Below are 16119 nucleotides of genomic sequence, written 5' to 3'. Positions count from 1 at the left end.
CCACTGCTGATCACCACCGGCCGATAGAATGGCCATCGGACCGCCCCCCGAAGGTGGGGTGGGCGGGGGGTGCAGTGGGCACCCCAGGTACGGCGAAAAGCGTTGGGGTGCAAGGGGAATCGGTGATTACTTCTTGCAGGCGGGTGGTTGGCAGACCATGCGGCTCAGGGCAGCGTAGAACACGTCGCTGATCCGTGCCGGGTCGTTGGTGGTGTACGCCTGGCCGCCGGTCGCGGCCGCGATCTGATTCAGCTCGGTCACGTCGATGTCCGGCCCGAGCCCGATGCCGATGATCTGCAGCGGCCGTCGCGGATCCTGCAGCTTCGCCAGTTCGGCGAGCAGATCCGGCCGGGTGAGCCCGTGCGCGTTGTCGTCCTTGCCGTCGGTCATCACGATCACGAGATTGATCCGCCCCGGCTCCCACGCCTGCCGCGCCGCGCGGTAGATCGCCAGCGTGCTGTCGTACAGCGCGGTGTTGCCGTTCGGCTTCGCCGCGATCGCCCGCAGCCGATCCAGCATCCCGCCGCGCAACTGCTCCCCGATCGGCGCGACCGGGATCGTCTCCCGGTAGTCCTGCTCGCCCGCCATGTCGGTGGAGAACTCCCACAGCCCGATCTTCGTGGACTCCTTCATCAACCTGATACCGAGTTCGGCCGCCCGCAGCGTCGCCGCCATCCGGGTCACCCCAGCCCCCGGCACCTGCCCGTTCATCGAGCCGGACACGTCCAGCAGCACCTGGATCCGCGCGCTGTAGTTCACGCCGGCCCACCCGTTGAGCAACTGGTCCAGCTCGGCCACCGACGGCACCGGCACCGGGATCACCTGCTGCGCCGTTGTGCGTTTGTCGTGCGAACGGTCGCGCAATGCCTTGCCGTCCCGCGCGCGGAACCCGGCGTCGGACAGCGCCTGACCGGCGGGCGACTCCAGCAGCGCGGCGAGGAACCGCTCCGCGCCGACCCGCCGGTCACCGGTCGCCGACGGCAGCACCACGTACGGGTAGTCCAGCGGCGGAACCCCCGGCACGGCGTACGCGGCGACCAACTGTGAGCCGGGTGCCGCCTTCACGTTGTGCCGGAGCACCTCGTTCTCCGAGGTCGGAAACGCGCCGAGCGGACCGTCCGCGGACGGGGCGCCCGGCAGCCTGGCGAACAGGTCCTCGCCGGTGTTCTCCGTGTTGGGCGACAGCCTGCGCAGCGCGCCGATGTTCGCCGCGGCCGGGTCCGACGCCGACGCGGTGGCCGCCCTCGTGGCCAGCAGCGCCGAGACGCCGACCGGGCTCTGCGTCGGATCCGCCATGCCCACGGCCACCTTGTCACCGGCGGCGAGCACGTCGGACCAGGTCACCGGCTTGTCCGGCCAGCCGAGCTGGGACGCGGTGTCGTCGGTCAGCGCGAGCACGACCGGGGAACTGGCGACCGAGGTGCCGACCTCCGGCACGTCCCGCGCGGTCTTGCCCCGGGCACGCTGCAGCCACACCGTCGAATCGGGCACCCACGCGTCCGGCTGCGCCTCGCCGTTCGCGGAGATCGCCAGCGACTCGGCCACCGACGACGACTCGCGCGCGACCACGTCGATCTTGTAGCAGCCGCCGCCCGGTAGCGGTTCGCGCGCCACCTGGCCCAGCGCCGGCGCGATCTCCGGAGCGGCGGCCACCGTCACGTTCGTGGTCGACTCGCACCCGGACGAGCGCAACTGATCGCGGATGAAGTCGTAGCTCAGCCACGCGACCACGCTCAGCACCAGCAGCACGGCGAGCAGGACCACAGGTGACTGAGCACGGATCCGCGACGCTGTGCTCGACGAGTGTCGACCCATCGACGCGTCCTCCGTTTGTCGTAACCCTGACCGGTGTATTCCAGGTTAGACATCCGCCGTTAACAACGGAACTCCGCGACCGTCGGCAAAGAGTGACCAATATCGGTCCGTCCCGTCGCCAATGGACCAACGTATTTAGGCCGAATGAACTACGCCCGCCACGACCTGCGGTTATGCACGCCGATGTCAGTAATTCCCGTAGTTTGCGGATTAGTTGTAAAGCGCTTCCACATCGGACGCGAAGTCCTTCATGATCACGTTGCGCTTGAGCTTGAGCGACGGCGTGAGGTGGCCGCTTTCCGGAGTGAACTCGGTGGTCAGGATTCGGAACTTGCGCACCGATTCCGCCTTGGACACCGCGGCGTTGCCGTCGTCGACCGCCTTCTGGATCTCGGCGTTCAGCTCGGCGTCGTCGATCAGGTCGGCCACCGACGCGTCGGCCGGTTTGCTCGCGTCGGACTTCCAGTGCCCGAAGAACTCCGGGTCCAGGGTGACCAGCGCGGCGATGTACTTCTTGCCGTCGCCGACCACCATGGCCTGCGCGATCAGCGGGTGCGCGGAGATCCGGTCCTCGATGACCGCGGGCGCGACGTTCTTGCCGCCGCTGGTCACCAGGATCTCCTTCCTGCGGCCGGTGATCGACAGGAAGCCCTCGTCGTCCAGCGAGCCGAGGTCGCCGGAGGCGAACCAGCCGTCGGAGTCCAGTGCGGCCTTCGTCGCCGCCTCGTTCTTCCAGTACTGCGGGAACACCTGGCCGCCCTTGATCAGGATCTCGCCGTCCTCGGCGATCTTGATCGAGGTGCCCGGCAGCGGCTTGCCGACACTGCCGGGCTTGAACGCGCCGAGCGCGTTGACCGTGGACGCCGCCGTGGTCTCGGTGAGGCCGTAGCCCTCGAATACGGTGATCCCGACGCCGCGGAAGAAGTGCGTGAGGCGGTGGCCGAGCGCCGCGCCGCCGGAGATCGCGTACCGCACCCGGCCGCCGATCGCGGCGCGCAGCTTGCTGTACACCAGCTTGTCGAAGATCGCGTGCTTGATCTTGAGCCCGAGGCCGGGCTTGTCCGCCTCGCTGAAGGCGATGGCGGTGGCCGCGGCGGCGTCGAAGATCTTGCCCTTACCCGCGGCGTGAGCCTTCTGACGTGCGCCGTTGTACACCTTCTCGAGCACGTAAGGCACCGAAAGGATGAACGTCGGCTTGTAGCTGGCGAGGTCCTCGGCGACCGTCTTCACGCCGGGGGAGTGGCCCATGATCGCGCGGGCGTAGATACAGCCGACCTCGACCATGCGGCCGAACACGTGCGCCACCGGGATGAACAGCAGCGTGGTGGCCTCTTCGTCGGTGGCGCCCTTGAACAGCGGGTGCAGCAGCTCCACCGCGTTGCCCACCTCGGCGATGAAGTTGCCGTGCGTGAGCACGCACCCCTTCGGCTGACCCGTGGTGCCCGAGGTGTAGATGATCGTGGCGAGGTCCTCCGGCTTGGTCGCCGCGCGCCGGCTGTCGACCTCCGACGCGTCGGTGTCCTTGCCGGCGGCGACCACGGTGTCGACCGCGCCGTCCTCGATCTGCCAGACGTGCCGCAGGTCGGGCAGGTCGTCGCGGACGACGGCGACCCGGTCTGCCAGCTCGGTGTCCTCGACGACCAGCGCGACCGCGCCGGAGTCGGACAGGATCCACTTGATCTGCTCGGGCGAGGAGGTGGCGTAGATCGGCACCGGCACCGCGCCGGCCGCCCAGATGGCGAAGTCGAACAGCGTCCACTCGTAGCGGTTGGCGGCGAGAATGCCGACCCGGTCGCCCTTGCCGATGCCCGAGGCGATCAGGCCCTTCGCGACGTCGGTGACCTCGTCGCGGAACGCCGTGGCGGTGATGTCGCGCCACTGGCCGTCGACCTTGCGGCGGAGCACCACGTCGTTCGGCGCCTCGTCGGCGTTGGTGTACACCAGGTCGCCGACACCGCCGCTGCTCGGGATCTCGACAAGGGCGGGAACGGTGAACTCGCGCATAGTGCTGCTCCTGCGGTCGACACTGGTCAAAGGTGGTGTCGCTGTTGACACTCGACGTGCTACCTAGCGGTAACCTGCGCAGTATCTTGCCTTCACGAGCGTGTCGCGGCCAAGTGCGCGGGCCAATCCGTGATCACGCGGGGTTTCCCGCTACCCTGCTGGTGACCACGCCCTAGTAGCTCAGGGGATAGAGCAACCGCCTCCTAAGCGGTAGGTCGCAGGTTCGAATCCTGCCTGGGGCACTCCCTCTGGGGACGTATGTCCGCGGAAAGCGCGGACCAAGTCCGTCGTCGTGTTTCTGGGGGTGCAACCCCCAGACCCCGCCCGGCGGGCTCTGCCCCCGGACCCCCGATCAGGTCACATCGTGATCAACATTCGCTGGCGAGACGGGCTCGACACCGGTGAGATCGACGCTGGCGGCCCACAGGTGGGCAGTGAGCGTGCCGTCGACCAGGTGACCGCGCAGCGGTTCGGCCCGAGGTTCACCGCGCAGTCCCAGCATGCGGGGACCCAACACCTGGCCGCCGCGAACGCAAGGGGCGAGGACTGCTCGGACGGCGGGCCACGCACCAGCATGTTTGCCCTGCAGGACGAGACCGGCGGGCAGGCTTCGCAGCCGCTGACCGGCGGTCCGGGTGTGCAGCGGCGGCCGGGGCGGAGTGAGGGAGTCCAGCGCGCCAGTGCGGCGCGGCGGCTGTTCCTGGAGCGTGGGTTCGACCAGGTCACCGTCGCCGAAATCGCCGACGCGGCGGACACGGCGGTGTCGACACTGTTCGCGCATTTCCCGGGCGGGAAGGAGGCGCTGGTCCTCGGCGACGGTCGCGAACGCGAGCAGGCACTGACCACCGCTGTACGGCAACGTCGTGAGGGCGTCTCGATCCTGCGGGCCCTGCACGACTTCCTTGCCACCCGCGGCCCGTTCAACCCCGACCCCAGCCCACAGGCCCGGCGCGTCGCCGAACTCGTGATCTCCACCCCGGCCCTGCGCGCCTACGCCAGGACACTGTGGACCAGCTGCGAAACCGCACTCGCCCACGTCATCGCCGACGAAACCGGCCGCGAGGCCGGCGACTTCTCCCTGCGCCTGCTCGCCCGCTACATCCTGGAAATCCCCGACCTGGCCGGCACTGATCTCGACCCGCCCGTCGCCCTTGCCGCGGCCTTCACCCGCATTCAACGCGGCTGGCCCGACCTCTGATCACCGGCGCCCCTGTCGGTCATGTGCAGGGCATGTCGCGCTTCGGCAGCGTCCCGTCCACCAGGAAGCTCGTCGTGGTGCTCAGCGCGCACGCGTTGTCGCCCAGGACGTAGACACCGTGGCCGCTGCCGTCGACGCTCACCAGCCGCGACCGGTCGCCGAACTTCTCGTCCAGCAGCTCGCCGCCGCGGTGCGGGGTCACCGGGTCGCGCCGGTTCTGCAGCACCAGCACGTTCGCCGGCCCCTTGTCGTCGACCGCCACCGGCGGCTCCGCCGGCTCGTGCGGCCAGAACGCGCACGGCGTGATGTTCGCGCTCGCCGCGCCGTACAGCGGGTACCGCTCGCGGTCCTCGGCCACGGCGCGCTGGTAGGTCCGCACATCCGAGGGCCACTCGACGTCGTTGCACGTCACCGCGAGGAACACCGACCACGAGTTGTCCGTCGGCGCCGGTGTCGCGGCCAGTTGCTCCGCCGCCGCCGGGTCGCCGTCACGCACCGACTGCCACAGCTGCGCCGTCAGCCCGTACTTGGTCTTCCCGTACAGCCCCGCGAAAGTGGCCAGCCGGAACACGCGCCCGTCGACGCCGTTCACCGGCGTCGTGTCGAGCCGTTCCGCGAGCGTGAAGTACGTCTTCCGCACCTGTTCCGGCGTGCGGCCCAGGCCGTAGCTCTCGTGCCGTGCCGCCGCCCACCGCGCGAAGTCCGGGAACGTCTCCTCGGCGCCGAGTGCGTATCGGCGGATCCCGTCCTGGTCGAGGTGGGTGTCACCGATGTTGCTGTCGAGCACGATGCGGTCGGACCGCTCGGGGAACATCGACGCGTAGGCCGCACCGAGCGCCGACCCGTACGAGTACCCGAGGAAGCTCATCTTCTCCTCGCCGAGCGCGGCCCGGATCCGGTCCAGGTCACGCGCCATGTTCGCCGTCGACACGTGCCGCAGCCGCCCGTCCTTGTCGTTGGCGGCACACTGCTCGGCCACCGCTTTCGCGTTCTTCGCCTGCTCGGTGACCGCCGCCTCGTCGACCGCGTACGGCGGGATGTTGCCCAGATGGCCCTGCTCGGCGGTGAAGCCGCAGCTCACCGGTGCCGAATGGCCGATCCCGCGGGTGTCCATGCCGATCACGTCGTAGCTGTCCAGGACACTCGCCGGGATGCCGAACCACGCCAGATCGTCCGGGAACGACAACCCGGATCCGCCAGGGCCACCCGGGTTGAGCATCAGCACGCCCCGCCGCTTGCCCGGGTTCTTGCTGGCCAGCCGGGACACCATGATCTCGATCTGCCCACCCTCGGGTTCGCGGTAGTCCAGCGGCACCGGCACCGTGGCGCACCGCAGGGCAGCCACCTTGGTCACCACGTCCTTCGGGCAGGCGCCCCACGCCGGTCCCGCCGCGGGCTCGTCGGCCACCGCAGGTGCCGCGACCACCGAACCAGCCAGGCCGAGTACCACCGCCAGAGCCGCACCACGGCCCACGTCACGCCTTCGCATCGTCTCTCCCCGATCTCTCACCGACCACTGACGGGGATCATTCGAACCTGTGCCCTCGGGGCACGGTCAAACGCTTGACCGTGCCCCAGGGGCACGGTGTCCAATGCGATCGATGGCCTGGAGCACACGTGAGCTGGCCGAACTGGCCGGCACGACACTGAAGACCGTCCGCTACTACCACCGGATCGGACTGCTCGAGGAGCCCGAACGAGCGGCGAACGGGTACAAGCGGTACCGCGTCACGCACCTGATCCGGTTGCTGCGGATCCGCCGGCTCGTCGATCTGGGTGTGCCGCTGTCCGACATCCCGGCGATGCGGGAGTCGGACGAGAACGCGGAGCGGACGCTGCGCGCGCTGGACGCCGAGCTGAAGGCGAGCATCGAACGGCAACAGCGGATGCGGGACGAGCTGGCGTTGATCCTGCGACGTCGCAGCCTCGTCGACCTGCCCCCGGGCTTCGACGGGAACGTGGCCGACCTGTCGGAGGTGGAGCGTTCGTGGCTGATGGTCTACTCGAGAGTGCTCGACGCGACGGCGATGACCACGCTGCTGAAGCTGCACTCGACACCCCGACCCCCGGTACAGGCGGAGTTCGACGGACTGCCGGCGGACGCCGACGAGGCCACGAGGCAGCGACTGGCCGAGAACTACGCGCCGATGGTGCGTCGCCAGTTCGAGGAACACCCCTCACTGAAGGACGTGGCGACGAGCGGGGCCCTCAGCAGTCCCGTCGTCCTCCAGGGGTTGGTGGAGCTGTACAACCCCGCACAACTGGACGTCCTGCGGCGCTTGAACGCACTCCTCGAGGGGACCCTTCCGGAACCGTCGTGACACCTGGGTTTCGGTTGACAGGGCAAAGTATGAGTGGTTAATTACTCAATGACCTGAGCGTGCAGCTTCGAGTGCTGCTGGACCAGCTAGGTCAGACTGTAAGTGATCGACCATTCATGACGAGGGGAAGCGATGATCGCTATCAAGTCGGCCGCCGTCGGCCTGGCCACTGCCGCGATGCTGGGGGCGGTGCCAGGGGCCACCGCACAAGAAGCCGCGCAGGAGGCCGCTCCGACGTCCACCCGGATCAGCTGGCAGCCGTGCCAGGAGCCGTACTTCCAGGGACTGGACTGCGGCACGACGCAGGTCCCGGTGAACTGGGAGCGTCCCAGATCGGGCCAGATCTCGCTGTCGCTGGTTCGGCGCAAGGCCGACGATCCGGCGCGGCGGGTGGGCAGCCTGATGCTCAACAACGGCGCGGGCAGGTCGAGCATCGAGCAACTGCGTTACGCGCTGGGGCCCAACGGCGGCATCCAGGACTCGGTGCTGGCGAAGCGGTTCGACCTCGTGGCGGTCGACCCGCGCGGGATCGGCCACAGTACGCCGACGACCTGTGGCGGCCTGCCGCAGCGCGCGCCGGGGGTGACACATTTCCCGGTCACCGACGCGGGGTATCAGGCGCTGGTGGACAACAACCGGGCGCTCGCCGCGGCGTGCGAGGACAAAGCGTTGCTGGCGAACCTGGATCTGGCGAACACCGCACGCGACATGGAGGCGGTCCGGATCGGGCTGGGTGAACGGCAGCTCGACTGGTACGGCATCGAGTGGAGCGCCGTGCTCGGCAAGACCTACGCCCAGCTGTTCCCCGGGCGGCTGCGCACCCTGTTCACCGACAGCGCGTTGGACGACAGCCTGCCGCCGGCGGCTCGACTGGCGAGCGAGATCGGCGCGGCGGAGGACTCGTTCAACCGGTTCGCCGCATGGTGTCGCACCGACGCCACGTGCGTGCTGGCCGGGCAGGACGTGGCGGCCGTGTTCGACCAGCTCGTGGCCAGGGCCGACCGCGAGCCCATCCCCACCACCGTCCCCGGCCGCACGGTGAACGGCGAGGACATCCGCTCGGCCATGCAGGACTTGCTCAATCTCAAGCTTTACTGGCCGAAGGCGGCCCAGGTGATCAAGAAGGCGATCGACGGCGACGCGTCGGGCTTCACCCGCGTGAACGACAAGACACTGGACTTCGTCCAGGCGCAGGCCCACTCCTGTGTGGACACCCCGCGTGCGGCCACGAACTTCGCCGAGTTCACCCAGCTGGCGCGGATGGCCAAGCAGCTGTCCCCGCATCTCGGCGGCGCCGTGCTCGGCTGGCGGACCGTGGCGGGCTGCCAGGGCTGGCCGGCCCCAGCCGCCCAACCTGTCACCAAGCCGGTGCGCGACGCGCCGCCCGCGCTGATCGTCCAGTCCACCCACCAGTCCTCCGCCGCCTACTCGTGGGGCTTCGGCCTGTCGGCCACGCTGCCCGGCAGCGTCGTGCTGTCCCGTGACGGCGAGGACTACTCGATGTACCAGCTGTCGCCGTGCGTGCGGCAGGCCGTGGACGTGTACATGGTCGACCGTCGGCTGCCCGCGCCGGGCACGCTCTGCACCGACTGACCGACACCGTTCCTTTTGCGGCCGGCGGGCAGTAAGTGATTGATTAGTCACATGGGCAGCTCTTCCACCGGTCGTCGACTTTCCACCGCGGACGAACGCCGCGAGACGGTTCTGCGAACCGCCATCGGGGCGTTCGCCGCGCGTGGCTACTACGGGACGACGACGACCGAGGTGGCCAAGGCCGCCGGCATTTCCCAGGCGTACGTCTACCGGCTTTTCCCGGACAAGGAAGCGCTGTTCGTGGCCGTGATCGAACACTGCTCGCTGCGGATCCGCGAAGTGTTCGCCGATGCCGCGGCGGCCGCGAACGGCAGCGACCCGGCGGCCGTGCTCCATGCGCTGGGCGGCGCCTATGCGCGGCTGATCGTCGACAAGGACCTGCTGCTGGTCCTCACCCAGGCCAAGTGCGCGGCCAGCGAACCCGCCATCGGCGCCGCGATTCGCGACACCTACGCCAAGGAAGTCGAATACGTGCGGGCGGTATCCGGTGCGGACGACGCGGCGATCCAGAATTTCTTCGCCCGCGGCCTGCTGTGCAACGCACTGATCGCGATGGGCGTCGATCAGGTCGACGCACCCTGGGCCCGAACCCTCCTGGCCGGCATTCGCCATTACTGACAAAGCCGCAGGTCAAGGCGCTCTTCGGCGAGTTTTCATGATCAGTTCATGGTGCCTCTTGACCATGAGGTAACCGCACGCACGCACGATTCGCCGAGCTTGTTCGACCGGAGCCAGGAGGCAGTCGTGCACGAGCGCAGCGAACCCGAAGCGGCACCCAGCCGCATGTCGATCACCGCGTGGATCGTCGGTGCCCTCGCGGTATTCGGGCTGATGATGACCGCGGCGATCACCTTGAACTGGTTCGGCTCGCCGACACCGGCGTCCGCGGCGCCCGCTCCGGTGGCACCGGCCCCGGTTCAGCCGGCTGCGGTACCCGGCCCGCTGCCCGCGCCGCCTCCCACGCCCGCGCCACCGCCGCCGGTGGTCAAGGCGCCGGCGAAGAAGGCGACAACGGCGGTGCAGCGCAAGCGGATCGTGCGCAAGCCGATTCGCAAGCAGGTGTGCACCTGCACGGTCCAGAAGAAGACGGTCAAGCCGGTGAAGTACATCGCGAAGAAGAACTCGGAACACGTGGTGCACAAGGCGAGCAAGAAAGCCGCCAAGAAGATCTGCAGCAAGCGGTAGCGCCGTCCCGTCCGTGCACGTCATTTAGCCGCGAAGGAATACCGTCATGGATTGGTATTTACTGTTCCCGCTCATCTGGTGCGTCGTTCTGGCCGCAGGTTTCCTCTGGTTCTTGTTCCGACTGTGGGGCAACGCGGATCTGTCGAGACATCTCGGGCCCGCGCCGGGGACGGCACTCGCGGCTGATCGCGGCCGCGGGTCCCTCTCACTCGGCCGGATCTTGATGTACTCGCTCGCGGGTGCGTTCGCGGCGATCGTGATCACCTTGTTTGGCTCCGCGGTCACGAACAACGCCCCACAGGCGGTGGCGGCGGCGAAGGGCGCAGCGCCAAGCGGCGGCGCGAGTAAGAAGGCGGCGCCCAGTAGCAGCGGCGCCAAGAAGTCCACGCCCTCCGGTGGCGGCGCCAAGAAGTCCTCGTCCTCGAGCAGCAGTGGCAAGAAGGCGACGGCATCGACCGCCAGCAGCAAGAAGTCGACACCGACCTCGTCGTCCAGTAGCGGCAAGAAGGCGACGGCATCGACGGCCAACAACAAGAAGTCCACCTCGACGGCCTCGAGCGGTCCCGCAAAGGGCGGCGGGAACGGCACGACGAAGAACGCGAAGACGACGGCCGCCGGCAAGGGATCCACGTCGTCCAACGGAACGGGCGACAAGTCGGGCGCGCGGCCGGTCACCAAGTCGACTGCCAGCGGCGGTCAGAAGGGCGCGACACCCGCCGGCGGCAAGTCCGGTACGCCGACCGGTAAGGATGGCAAGGCGGCTGCGGCGTCGCTTCGCAATAGTCCTGGTGGGAAGTCTGGTGTGGCTGGTGCGAAGACTGCCGCTACCAAGACCACCGCCACGAACAGCAACACCGCTGGTAAGGATGGCAAGGCGGCTGCGGCGTCGCTCAGGAACAGTCCTGGTGGGAAGTCTGGTGTGGCTGGTGCGAAGACTGCCGCTACCAAGACCACCGCCACGGACAGCAACACCGCTGGTAAGGATGGCAAGGCGGCTGCGGCGTCGCTCAGGAACAGTCCGGGTGGGAAGTCTGGTGTGGCTGGTGCGAAGACCGCTGCTACCAAGACCACCGCCACGGACAGCAACACCGCTGGTAAGGATGGCAAGGCGGCTGCGGCGTCCCTCCGCAACAGCCCAGGTGGGAAAGCCGGTGTGGCGGGTACGGCCAACGGTACGAAGACGGCTGCCGCGAGTCCGGCACGCACCGCGAACACCGGCGACAAGAAGACCCCTGCGAACGCTGGCCAGTCCGCGTCGCTTCGCAACAGCCCGGGCGGGCGAGCCGGCGCGGTGAGTACCGCCAGCACGGGCACCAAGACCGCGAGCACCCCCGTCAACAAGGCCGGGCATGCGGCGGCGGCGCTGAGGAACAGCCCCGGTGGGAAGGCTGGCGTGGTGAACACGGCCAACGCTGGCACGAAGACCCCGAGCGCGCCGGTCAACCCCGGGCACGCGGCGGCGGCACTGAGGAACAGCCCCGGCGGCAAGGCCGGCGTCGTGCGCCCGGTGTCCAACACCAATGGCAAGTCGGCCACGACCAGGCAGCCGACGAAGCAGCAGGGCGGCGACAAGGCCCCGCCGCCGGGAAGTCAGAAGGACACCGCACACGCCGAGACCAAGACGCTCACCTACGGCACCCCGTGGGGCGTGAAGACCCACGACCTGTCCACGACGCGGGCCACCGGCGGCGACGGCAAGACCGACGAGGACTTCTGCATCGGCCCGTGTGACACGGGTTCCACCGCGAAGGGCTCCAACGGCAAGGACATCAAGGCCGGAGTGACCCGGGATCCGGGAACGAGGAAGCCGAGGCACACGGTCAGCTCGGGCGACAAGTCGGTCACCAACACCGGTTCCGGCAGCAGCGTCACCCAGAAGACCGACGGGACGATCACCGGCGACTGCGGCTCCGGGCCGTGCGACAACGAGGGCAAGAAGGGCAAGACGACGCTCCGGGTGCCCGGCAAGTCGACGGTGACCGTCGACAACAAGGGCGTCAAGGCTGACTGCGGCGACGACTGCTCGCCGACGGGATCCAACAAGAAGGGCGGCGCCAAGGTCGACCTCAAGGGCGGCGGCCGCACGTCGATCACCGACGACAAGCTCGAGACGTCGCCGGGCGACAAGACGACCCGGCAGGACTCCCGCCTCGGCGCCAAGACCGCGACCGTGGTGGGCGGCAAGGGCGGCACGAAGATCGACGCCAAGAAGGCTCAGGCCGACTGCGATGGCTGCACCGAGCACCGGGCGACCAACGAGAAGACCGGCGCCACCGCCGGCGGCAAGTCCGAGGGCGCGACCCGGGTCAAGGGCAGCAGCAGGGTCGAGGGCAACCGCGCCTACGTCGCGCAGGTGAGCGAGGGCGGCAAGGCCGGCGCGGATGTCAGTGACGGCAAGGGTTCCTCGGCCAAGGGCGGCTGCGACGACGGCATCTGCGAGCTGGGTGGCTCCACCGGGCCGAACGGGGCACGACTGCAGCAGTCCGGCAAGAACAACAAGAGCTTCGAGCGCAGCGTGACCTCGCGCGGCAAGACCGTGACCGGTGGCGGCACCAACGCGGCGTCACACTCCGGCGTCACCGCGATCGACAAGAACGGCGAGCTGTCCCACCAGACCTATGCCCCGCAGGTCGACCAGAACGGCAAGCCGGTCGCTGGTGCCGGCTATCAGCGGCCGATCATCGGCAAGAAGGGGCAGGTCACCACCGAGGATGCGGGGTCGAACGGCGGGCCGGTCGGCAGTGGCGTCGCCCGGCTGCGCAACGGCAAGACGGCCACCTGGGACACGCCGAAGGAGCTGCTGACCCCGGCCGGCGGCGAGGCGCGACCGGGACTGGACGAGGGCCTCGACGCGGCCTCCCGCAAGATCAGCAACGACCGCATCGCCGGTGCCGCCGTCCCCGGGTACATCAACGGGCACGACACCGACGTGCTCGACCCCGCGTCCAGCGTGGTCACCGCGGAAGCGCTGAACCTGGACAGCCAGATCGCCGCGGGCATCGCCGGCAAGGCGTCGACGCTCGACCCGAAGTCGGTCGACGCCTACCGCGGTGTCTTCGAGGCCTCCGCCGGCCGGTTGGACGCGGCGCGGAAGACGGTCGCGGACACGCTGGCGGGCGGTGCGCCGAACGAGCAGGTGTGGCTGGGCAACAACGGCCAGAACCCGGGTGCCATCTCCCGCGCGCTGCGGTCCGCGGCCGCCGCGCCGGAATGGGACGGCTACACCGGTCCGTTCGCCAAGCGCCTCAACCCGCAAGGCGATTCCGCACTCGGTCCGAATGCCGATTTCGTCGCGGGGACGCGGGTGGACTACTCCACTCCGAAACAGTGGGCCGGCGAATTCGGTGCCCGCAATCCGCAGTTGGCCGAGACCATCGACGAGATCTTCGTCGGGGCGAAGACGGTCGACCAGCTGAAAGCACGCCTTCCCGAGCACATCGACCCGACTGTCCTCGCCGAACAGTTGCACAAGTCCGACCTTTCGCAGGCGGACCGGGACAAGTTCGCCACGGAACTCATCGGAAAGGCGATCGAGCAGAACAGGCCGATCCCGCTCGGCCCGATCGCCGTACCGAAGTTCGTGGCCGACGGCTTCACCGACGCCCTCGGCCAGGAGCTGGGCAACCTGTTCCGGTGGAACAGCGAGCAGCCGCCGCCCACTCGGCCGCAGGTCCCCGCCGACCTGCGCAACGACCCGCGGCAGCTGCTCGGGGACGTCGGCCGCAACCTGGGCGGTGCGCTGCCCCACGCCGCCGGCGCCCTCGTGCGGAATCAGTACTACATCTACGAGGACGGTTTCAATCTGGCCAAGTCGGCGGTGACGGGCGAGTGGCAGTACGCCGACCGGTGGAACACCAAGGTCGACGCGAACGGTCAACCCACCGAGGACCTGTGGGGAAAGATCGTCCGTAATCAGCCGTTCCTCGGCGGAATCGTCGAAGGTGTCCGCAAGACCGGTGTGAACTTCATCCAGGACGACGTTCGTGCCGGCCGGCGGGGATTCTTCGACGGCAATCCGCTCCAGGCGCCGTGGGATTCCCCGGAATACAAGAACGACCGCGCGAACGCCATTACCAATGACATCGGCACCGTGCTGTTGTTCACCCCGTTGAAGGCGCTCAAGGGCGGAAAGGCGACCGTGCCCGCCGCCGCCGCGCGGCCCGCCGCGGCAGGCAAGTCGCCGCTGTACGTGCCGGGTGCGCCGGCCGGGTTCACCCGCAGGCCGTCCGGGCTGTACGCGCCGGACAACCCGACCGGGTTCGCCCGCACGCCGTCCGGGCTCTACGTCCCGGAGGGCGCGGGCAAGCCCACCGCCGGCGGGTCGCCGAAGTCCAACCCGTTGCCGGCGTTCCGGGACAACGCGCCCACGCTGGCCGAGCAGGCCGCCAAGGACCGGGCGTTCCGCAAGAGCCCGAAGGACCCGATCTGGGTCGACGGCAAGCCGCTCGGTCCGCCGCGCAACCCGATCTCCTACACCGAGCAGCCTCGGTCGATGGCCGAACTGCGCGCCAAGGCCGACGCCGCGGCCCAGCTGGATCCGATCATGGTGGAGCGGCCGACCACGCCGGCCGGCAAGGCGGTCTATGTCGGGTCGAAGATCGCCGAGGCACTCACCAAGGCCGGCACGAAGCCGAGGAGCCTCGGTGCCGCCAGCGCGGCGGACTTCTCGTTCATCAACCGAGTTCTCGGCCGCGGCCGGATCTACGGCGACCGGGCGGCGCAGTACACCCAGCCGGTCCGGCCGCAGCCGCGGTTCGTCGTGGACGGCACTGGCGCCATCGTCGACACCCTGGCGCCGCGCGTCGTCCAGTACGGCCCGTTGACCAAGGGCCCGCTGCCGGCAAGCACCGCCGACACGTTCCGCGGCGGGAGCTATCGAGGCGTCGTGTCGGACAAGCCGACCACGTTGTACCGGGTGTTCGGCGGATCGGCACGGGAGATCGGCGGTTTCTGGACCAGGGAGAAGCCGGCCGGCCCCACTCAGTCCATTGTGGACAGTGCGCTGGATCCCAAGTGGGGCAACAACGCCACCAACTGGGTCGAGATCAAGGTTCCGCCGGGCACCACGTTCTACGAGGGTGCGGCGGCACCGCAGCGCAGGCTGGTCGGCGGCGGCAACCAGGTGGTCGTGCCCCGTGTCGACCCAGGCTGGGTCACCGCACGCGGTAGCTTCGTCCGCGGCACGCCCTGGGTCAACCTGGTCAGCCCCGCGCGGATCAAGCACATCCTGTTCGGTGACGGCACCGGCGGCGGGCACCTGTGGCCGGGGCTGCCGGGCAAGACACCGTTCCCTCAGGGGTGGACGGGTGACAAGGTGTTGGGCGTGGTGTCCGACATCGCGACCGACCCGACGCTGCGGTGGACGCAGCTCACCGGAAAGCCCGGTGCCACGCACACCAAGGCTGGCGCCCCGGTGCGCTACGAGGTCATCGGAACACGAGACGGAGTGAAGATCAAAGTGATCGTCGAACCCGGCGGTGAAGGCATCATCACCGCTCACCCGGTGCCGTGATGGCCGGCACCTACGCCGAGGCGGAGATCGTGCTGCGCCAGGTCGTCGACCGTGTCGGCGGCGAGTTGCCGGAGTCCGACGTGCGCAGCGTCGGCGAGCTGATCGACGCCGGAGAACTCGGTGTCGCCTACGAGAACCTGTGCACTCAGTTAGACGAGTACGAGGTGGAGATCGACCAGGAGTCGCTCGCCGGGCTGACCGCCGTCGCGGCGTACTTCGCCGGCGCCACGGGCACCAACGGCGGCGCGGGCACCGTCGTCCGGGAGTGGGAGGAGATCCACGGGTTCGAGTCGGCGTCGGAGTTCGCCCGGTTCGAGAAGTGGATCCGTGACGCCGTCACGGAAGGCTCGCTGACCGAGGTTCCGGTCGGCGAGCGGTACGGTGACATCGCCGCGTTCGACGAACGGTGGTTCCGGGAGCCGGCCGGCCAGGCGTGGCGGCTCGTCGCCCCGGACCCACCGTTCACCGGCGTGTTCCTCAAGGTGGGGTAG

11 protein-coding genes and 1 tRNA gene are annotated in these 16119 nt (G+C 69.1%); 8 read left to right on the top strand and 4 right to left on the bottom strand.

Annotation, left to right across the window (positions count from 1 at the left end; genetic code table 11):
* Positions 1-126 precede the first annotated feature (126 nt).
* Entirely contained in the window at positions 127-1764 is a 1638-nt protein-coding gene (locus EV193_RS03195; RefSeq protein WP_242613103.1) for a substrate-binding and VWA domain-containing protein, read from the bottom strand.
* A gap of 261 nt (positions 1765-2025) precedes the next feature.
* Complete coding sequence (locus tag EV193_RS03190) at positions 2026-3819, bottom strand: AMP-dependent synthetase/ligase (protein ID WP_130342404.1); 1794 nt, start codon at positions 3817-3819, stop codon at positions 2026-2028.
* Between the two features lie 169 nt (positions 3820-3988).
* Here EV193_RS03190 and EV193_RS03185 point away from each other — a divergent pair.
* Both EV193_RS03185 and EV193_RS03175 read left to right on the top strand, forming a co-directional pair.
* A tRNA-Arg gene (locus EV193_RS03185) sits at positions 3989-4061 on the top strand.
* A gap of 122 nt (positions 4062-4183) precedes the next feature.
* Positions 4184-5017 carry a TetR/AcrR family transcriptional regulator gene (locus tag EV193_RS03175; protein WP_341273135.1) on the top strand — a complete coding sequence of 278 codons (834 nt, stop codon included), beginning with the start codon at positions 4184-4186 and terminating at the stop codon, positions 5015-5017.
* Positions 5018-5036: 19 nt separating this feature from the next.
* Here the strand turns inward: EV193_RS03175 and EV193_RS03170 are convergent, their stop codons facing one another.
* A complete protein-coding gene (locus EV193_RS03170) occupies positions 5037-6506 on the bottom strand; it encodes an alpha/beta hydrolase (protein WP_130342403.1) in 1470 nt (489 codons plus the stop codon).
* 112 nt (positions 6507-6618) lie between these two features.
* Here EV193_RS03170 and EV193_RS03165 point away from each other — a divergent pair, with 112 nt between their 5' ends.
* The 4 genes from EV193_RS03165 to EV193_RS33620 all read left to right on the top strand — a co-directional run bounded on the left by EV193_RS03165 (position 6619) and on the right by EV193_RS33620 (position 10116).
* Positions 6619-7338: a helix-turn-helix domain-containing protein gene (locus EV193_RS03165; protein ID WP_130342402.1), complete on the top strand. Its 720-nt coding sequence runs from the start codon at positions 6619-6621 to the stop codon at positions 7336-7338.
* A gap of 132 nt (positions 7339-7470) precedes the next feature.
* Positions 7471-8931: an alpha/beta fold hydrolase gene (locus tag EV193_RS03160; RefSeq protein ID WP_130342401.1), complete on the top strand. Its 1461-nt coding sequence runs from the start codon at positions 7471-7473 to the stop codon at positions 8929-8931.
* A 51-nt stretch (positions 8932-8982) separates the two neighbouring features.
* Positions 8983-9549: a TetR/AcrR family transcriptional regulator gene (locus EV193_RS03155; protein WP_130342400.1), complete on the top strand. Its 567-nt coding sequence runs from the start codon at positions 8983-8985 to the stop codon at positions 9547-9549.
* Positions 9550-9675: 126 nt separating this feature from the next.
* Positions 9676-10116 (top strand): hypothetical protein, encoded by a 441-nt coding sequence (locus EV193_RS33620; RefSeq protein ID WP_207222466.1) that lies wholly within the window; start codon positions 9676-9678, stop codon positions 10114-10116.
* Between the two features lie 24 nt (positions 10117-10140).
* Here the strand turns inward: EV193_RS33620 and EV193_RS03145 are convergent, their stop codons facing one another.
* On the bottom strand, positions 10141-10791 hold the full coding sequence (locus EV193_RS03145; RefSeq protein ID WP_130342399.1) for a hypothetical protein: 651 nt from the start codon (positions 10789-10791) through the stop codon (positions 10141-10143).
* Positions 10792-11152: 361 nt separating this feature from the next.
* Between EV193_RS03145 and EV193_RS33615 the strand changes: the two genes are divergently transcribed.
* Together EV193_RS33615 and EV193_RS03135 are read left to right on the top strand one after the other, a co-directional pair.
* Positions 11153-15628, top strand: a complete 4476-nt coding sequence (locus EV193_RS33615) for an EndoU domain-containing protein (RefSeq protein ID WP_207222465.1) — start codon at positions 11153-11155, stop codon at positions 15626-15628.
* Positions 15628-16119 carry a MafI family immunity protein gene (locus EV193_RS03135; protein ID WP_130342398.1) on the top strand — a complete coding sequence of 164 codons (492 nt, stop codon included), beginning with the start codon at positions 15628-15630 and terminating at the stop codon, positions 16117-16119. Before EV193_RS33615 ends, EV193_RS03135 begins: the two co-directional genes overlap by 1 nt.

It is taken from the genome of Herbihabitans rhizosphaerae, from assembly GCF_004216555.1.
Classification (GTDB): domain Bacteria; phylum Actinomycetota; class Actinomycetes; order Mycobacteriales; family Pseudonocardiaceae; genus Herbihabitans; species Herbihabitans rhizosphaerae.
Note: the sequence above shows the minus strand (reverse complement) of the source record. Positions and strands in the feature narration are given on the sequence as shown.

Coding starts and splice junctions, on each gene's coding strand:
- EV193_RS03160 (WP_130342401.1), top strand. CDS start 7,471: ATGATCGCTATCAAGTCGGCCGCCGTCGGCCTGGCCACTGCCGCGATG.
- EV193_RS03165 (WP_130342402.1), top strand. CDS start 6,619: ATGGCCTGGAGCACACGTGAGCTGGCCGAACTGGCCGGCACGACACTG.
- EV193_RS03155 (WP_130342400.1), top strand. CDS start 8,983: ATGGGCAGCTCTTCCACCGGTCGTCGACTTTCCACCGCGGACGAACGC.
- EV193_RS03190 (WP_130342404.1), bottom strand. CDS start 3,819: ATGCGCGAGTTCACCGTTCCCGCCCTTGTCGAGATCCCGAGCAGCGGC.
- EV193_RS03170 (WP_130342403.1), bottom strand. CDS start 6,506: ATGCGAAGGCGTGACGTGGGCCGTGGTGCGGCTCTGGCGGTGGTACTC.
- EV193_RS03135 (WP_130342398.1), top strand. CDS start 15,628: ATGGCCGGCACCTACGCCGAGGCGGAGATCGTGCTGCGCCAGGTCGTC.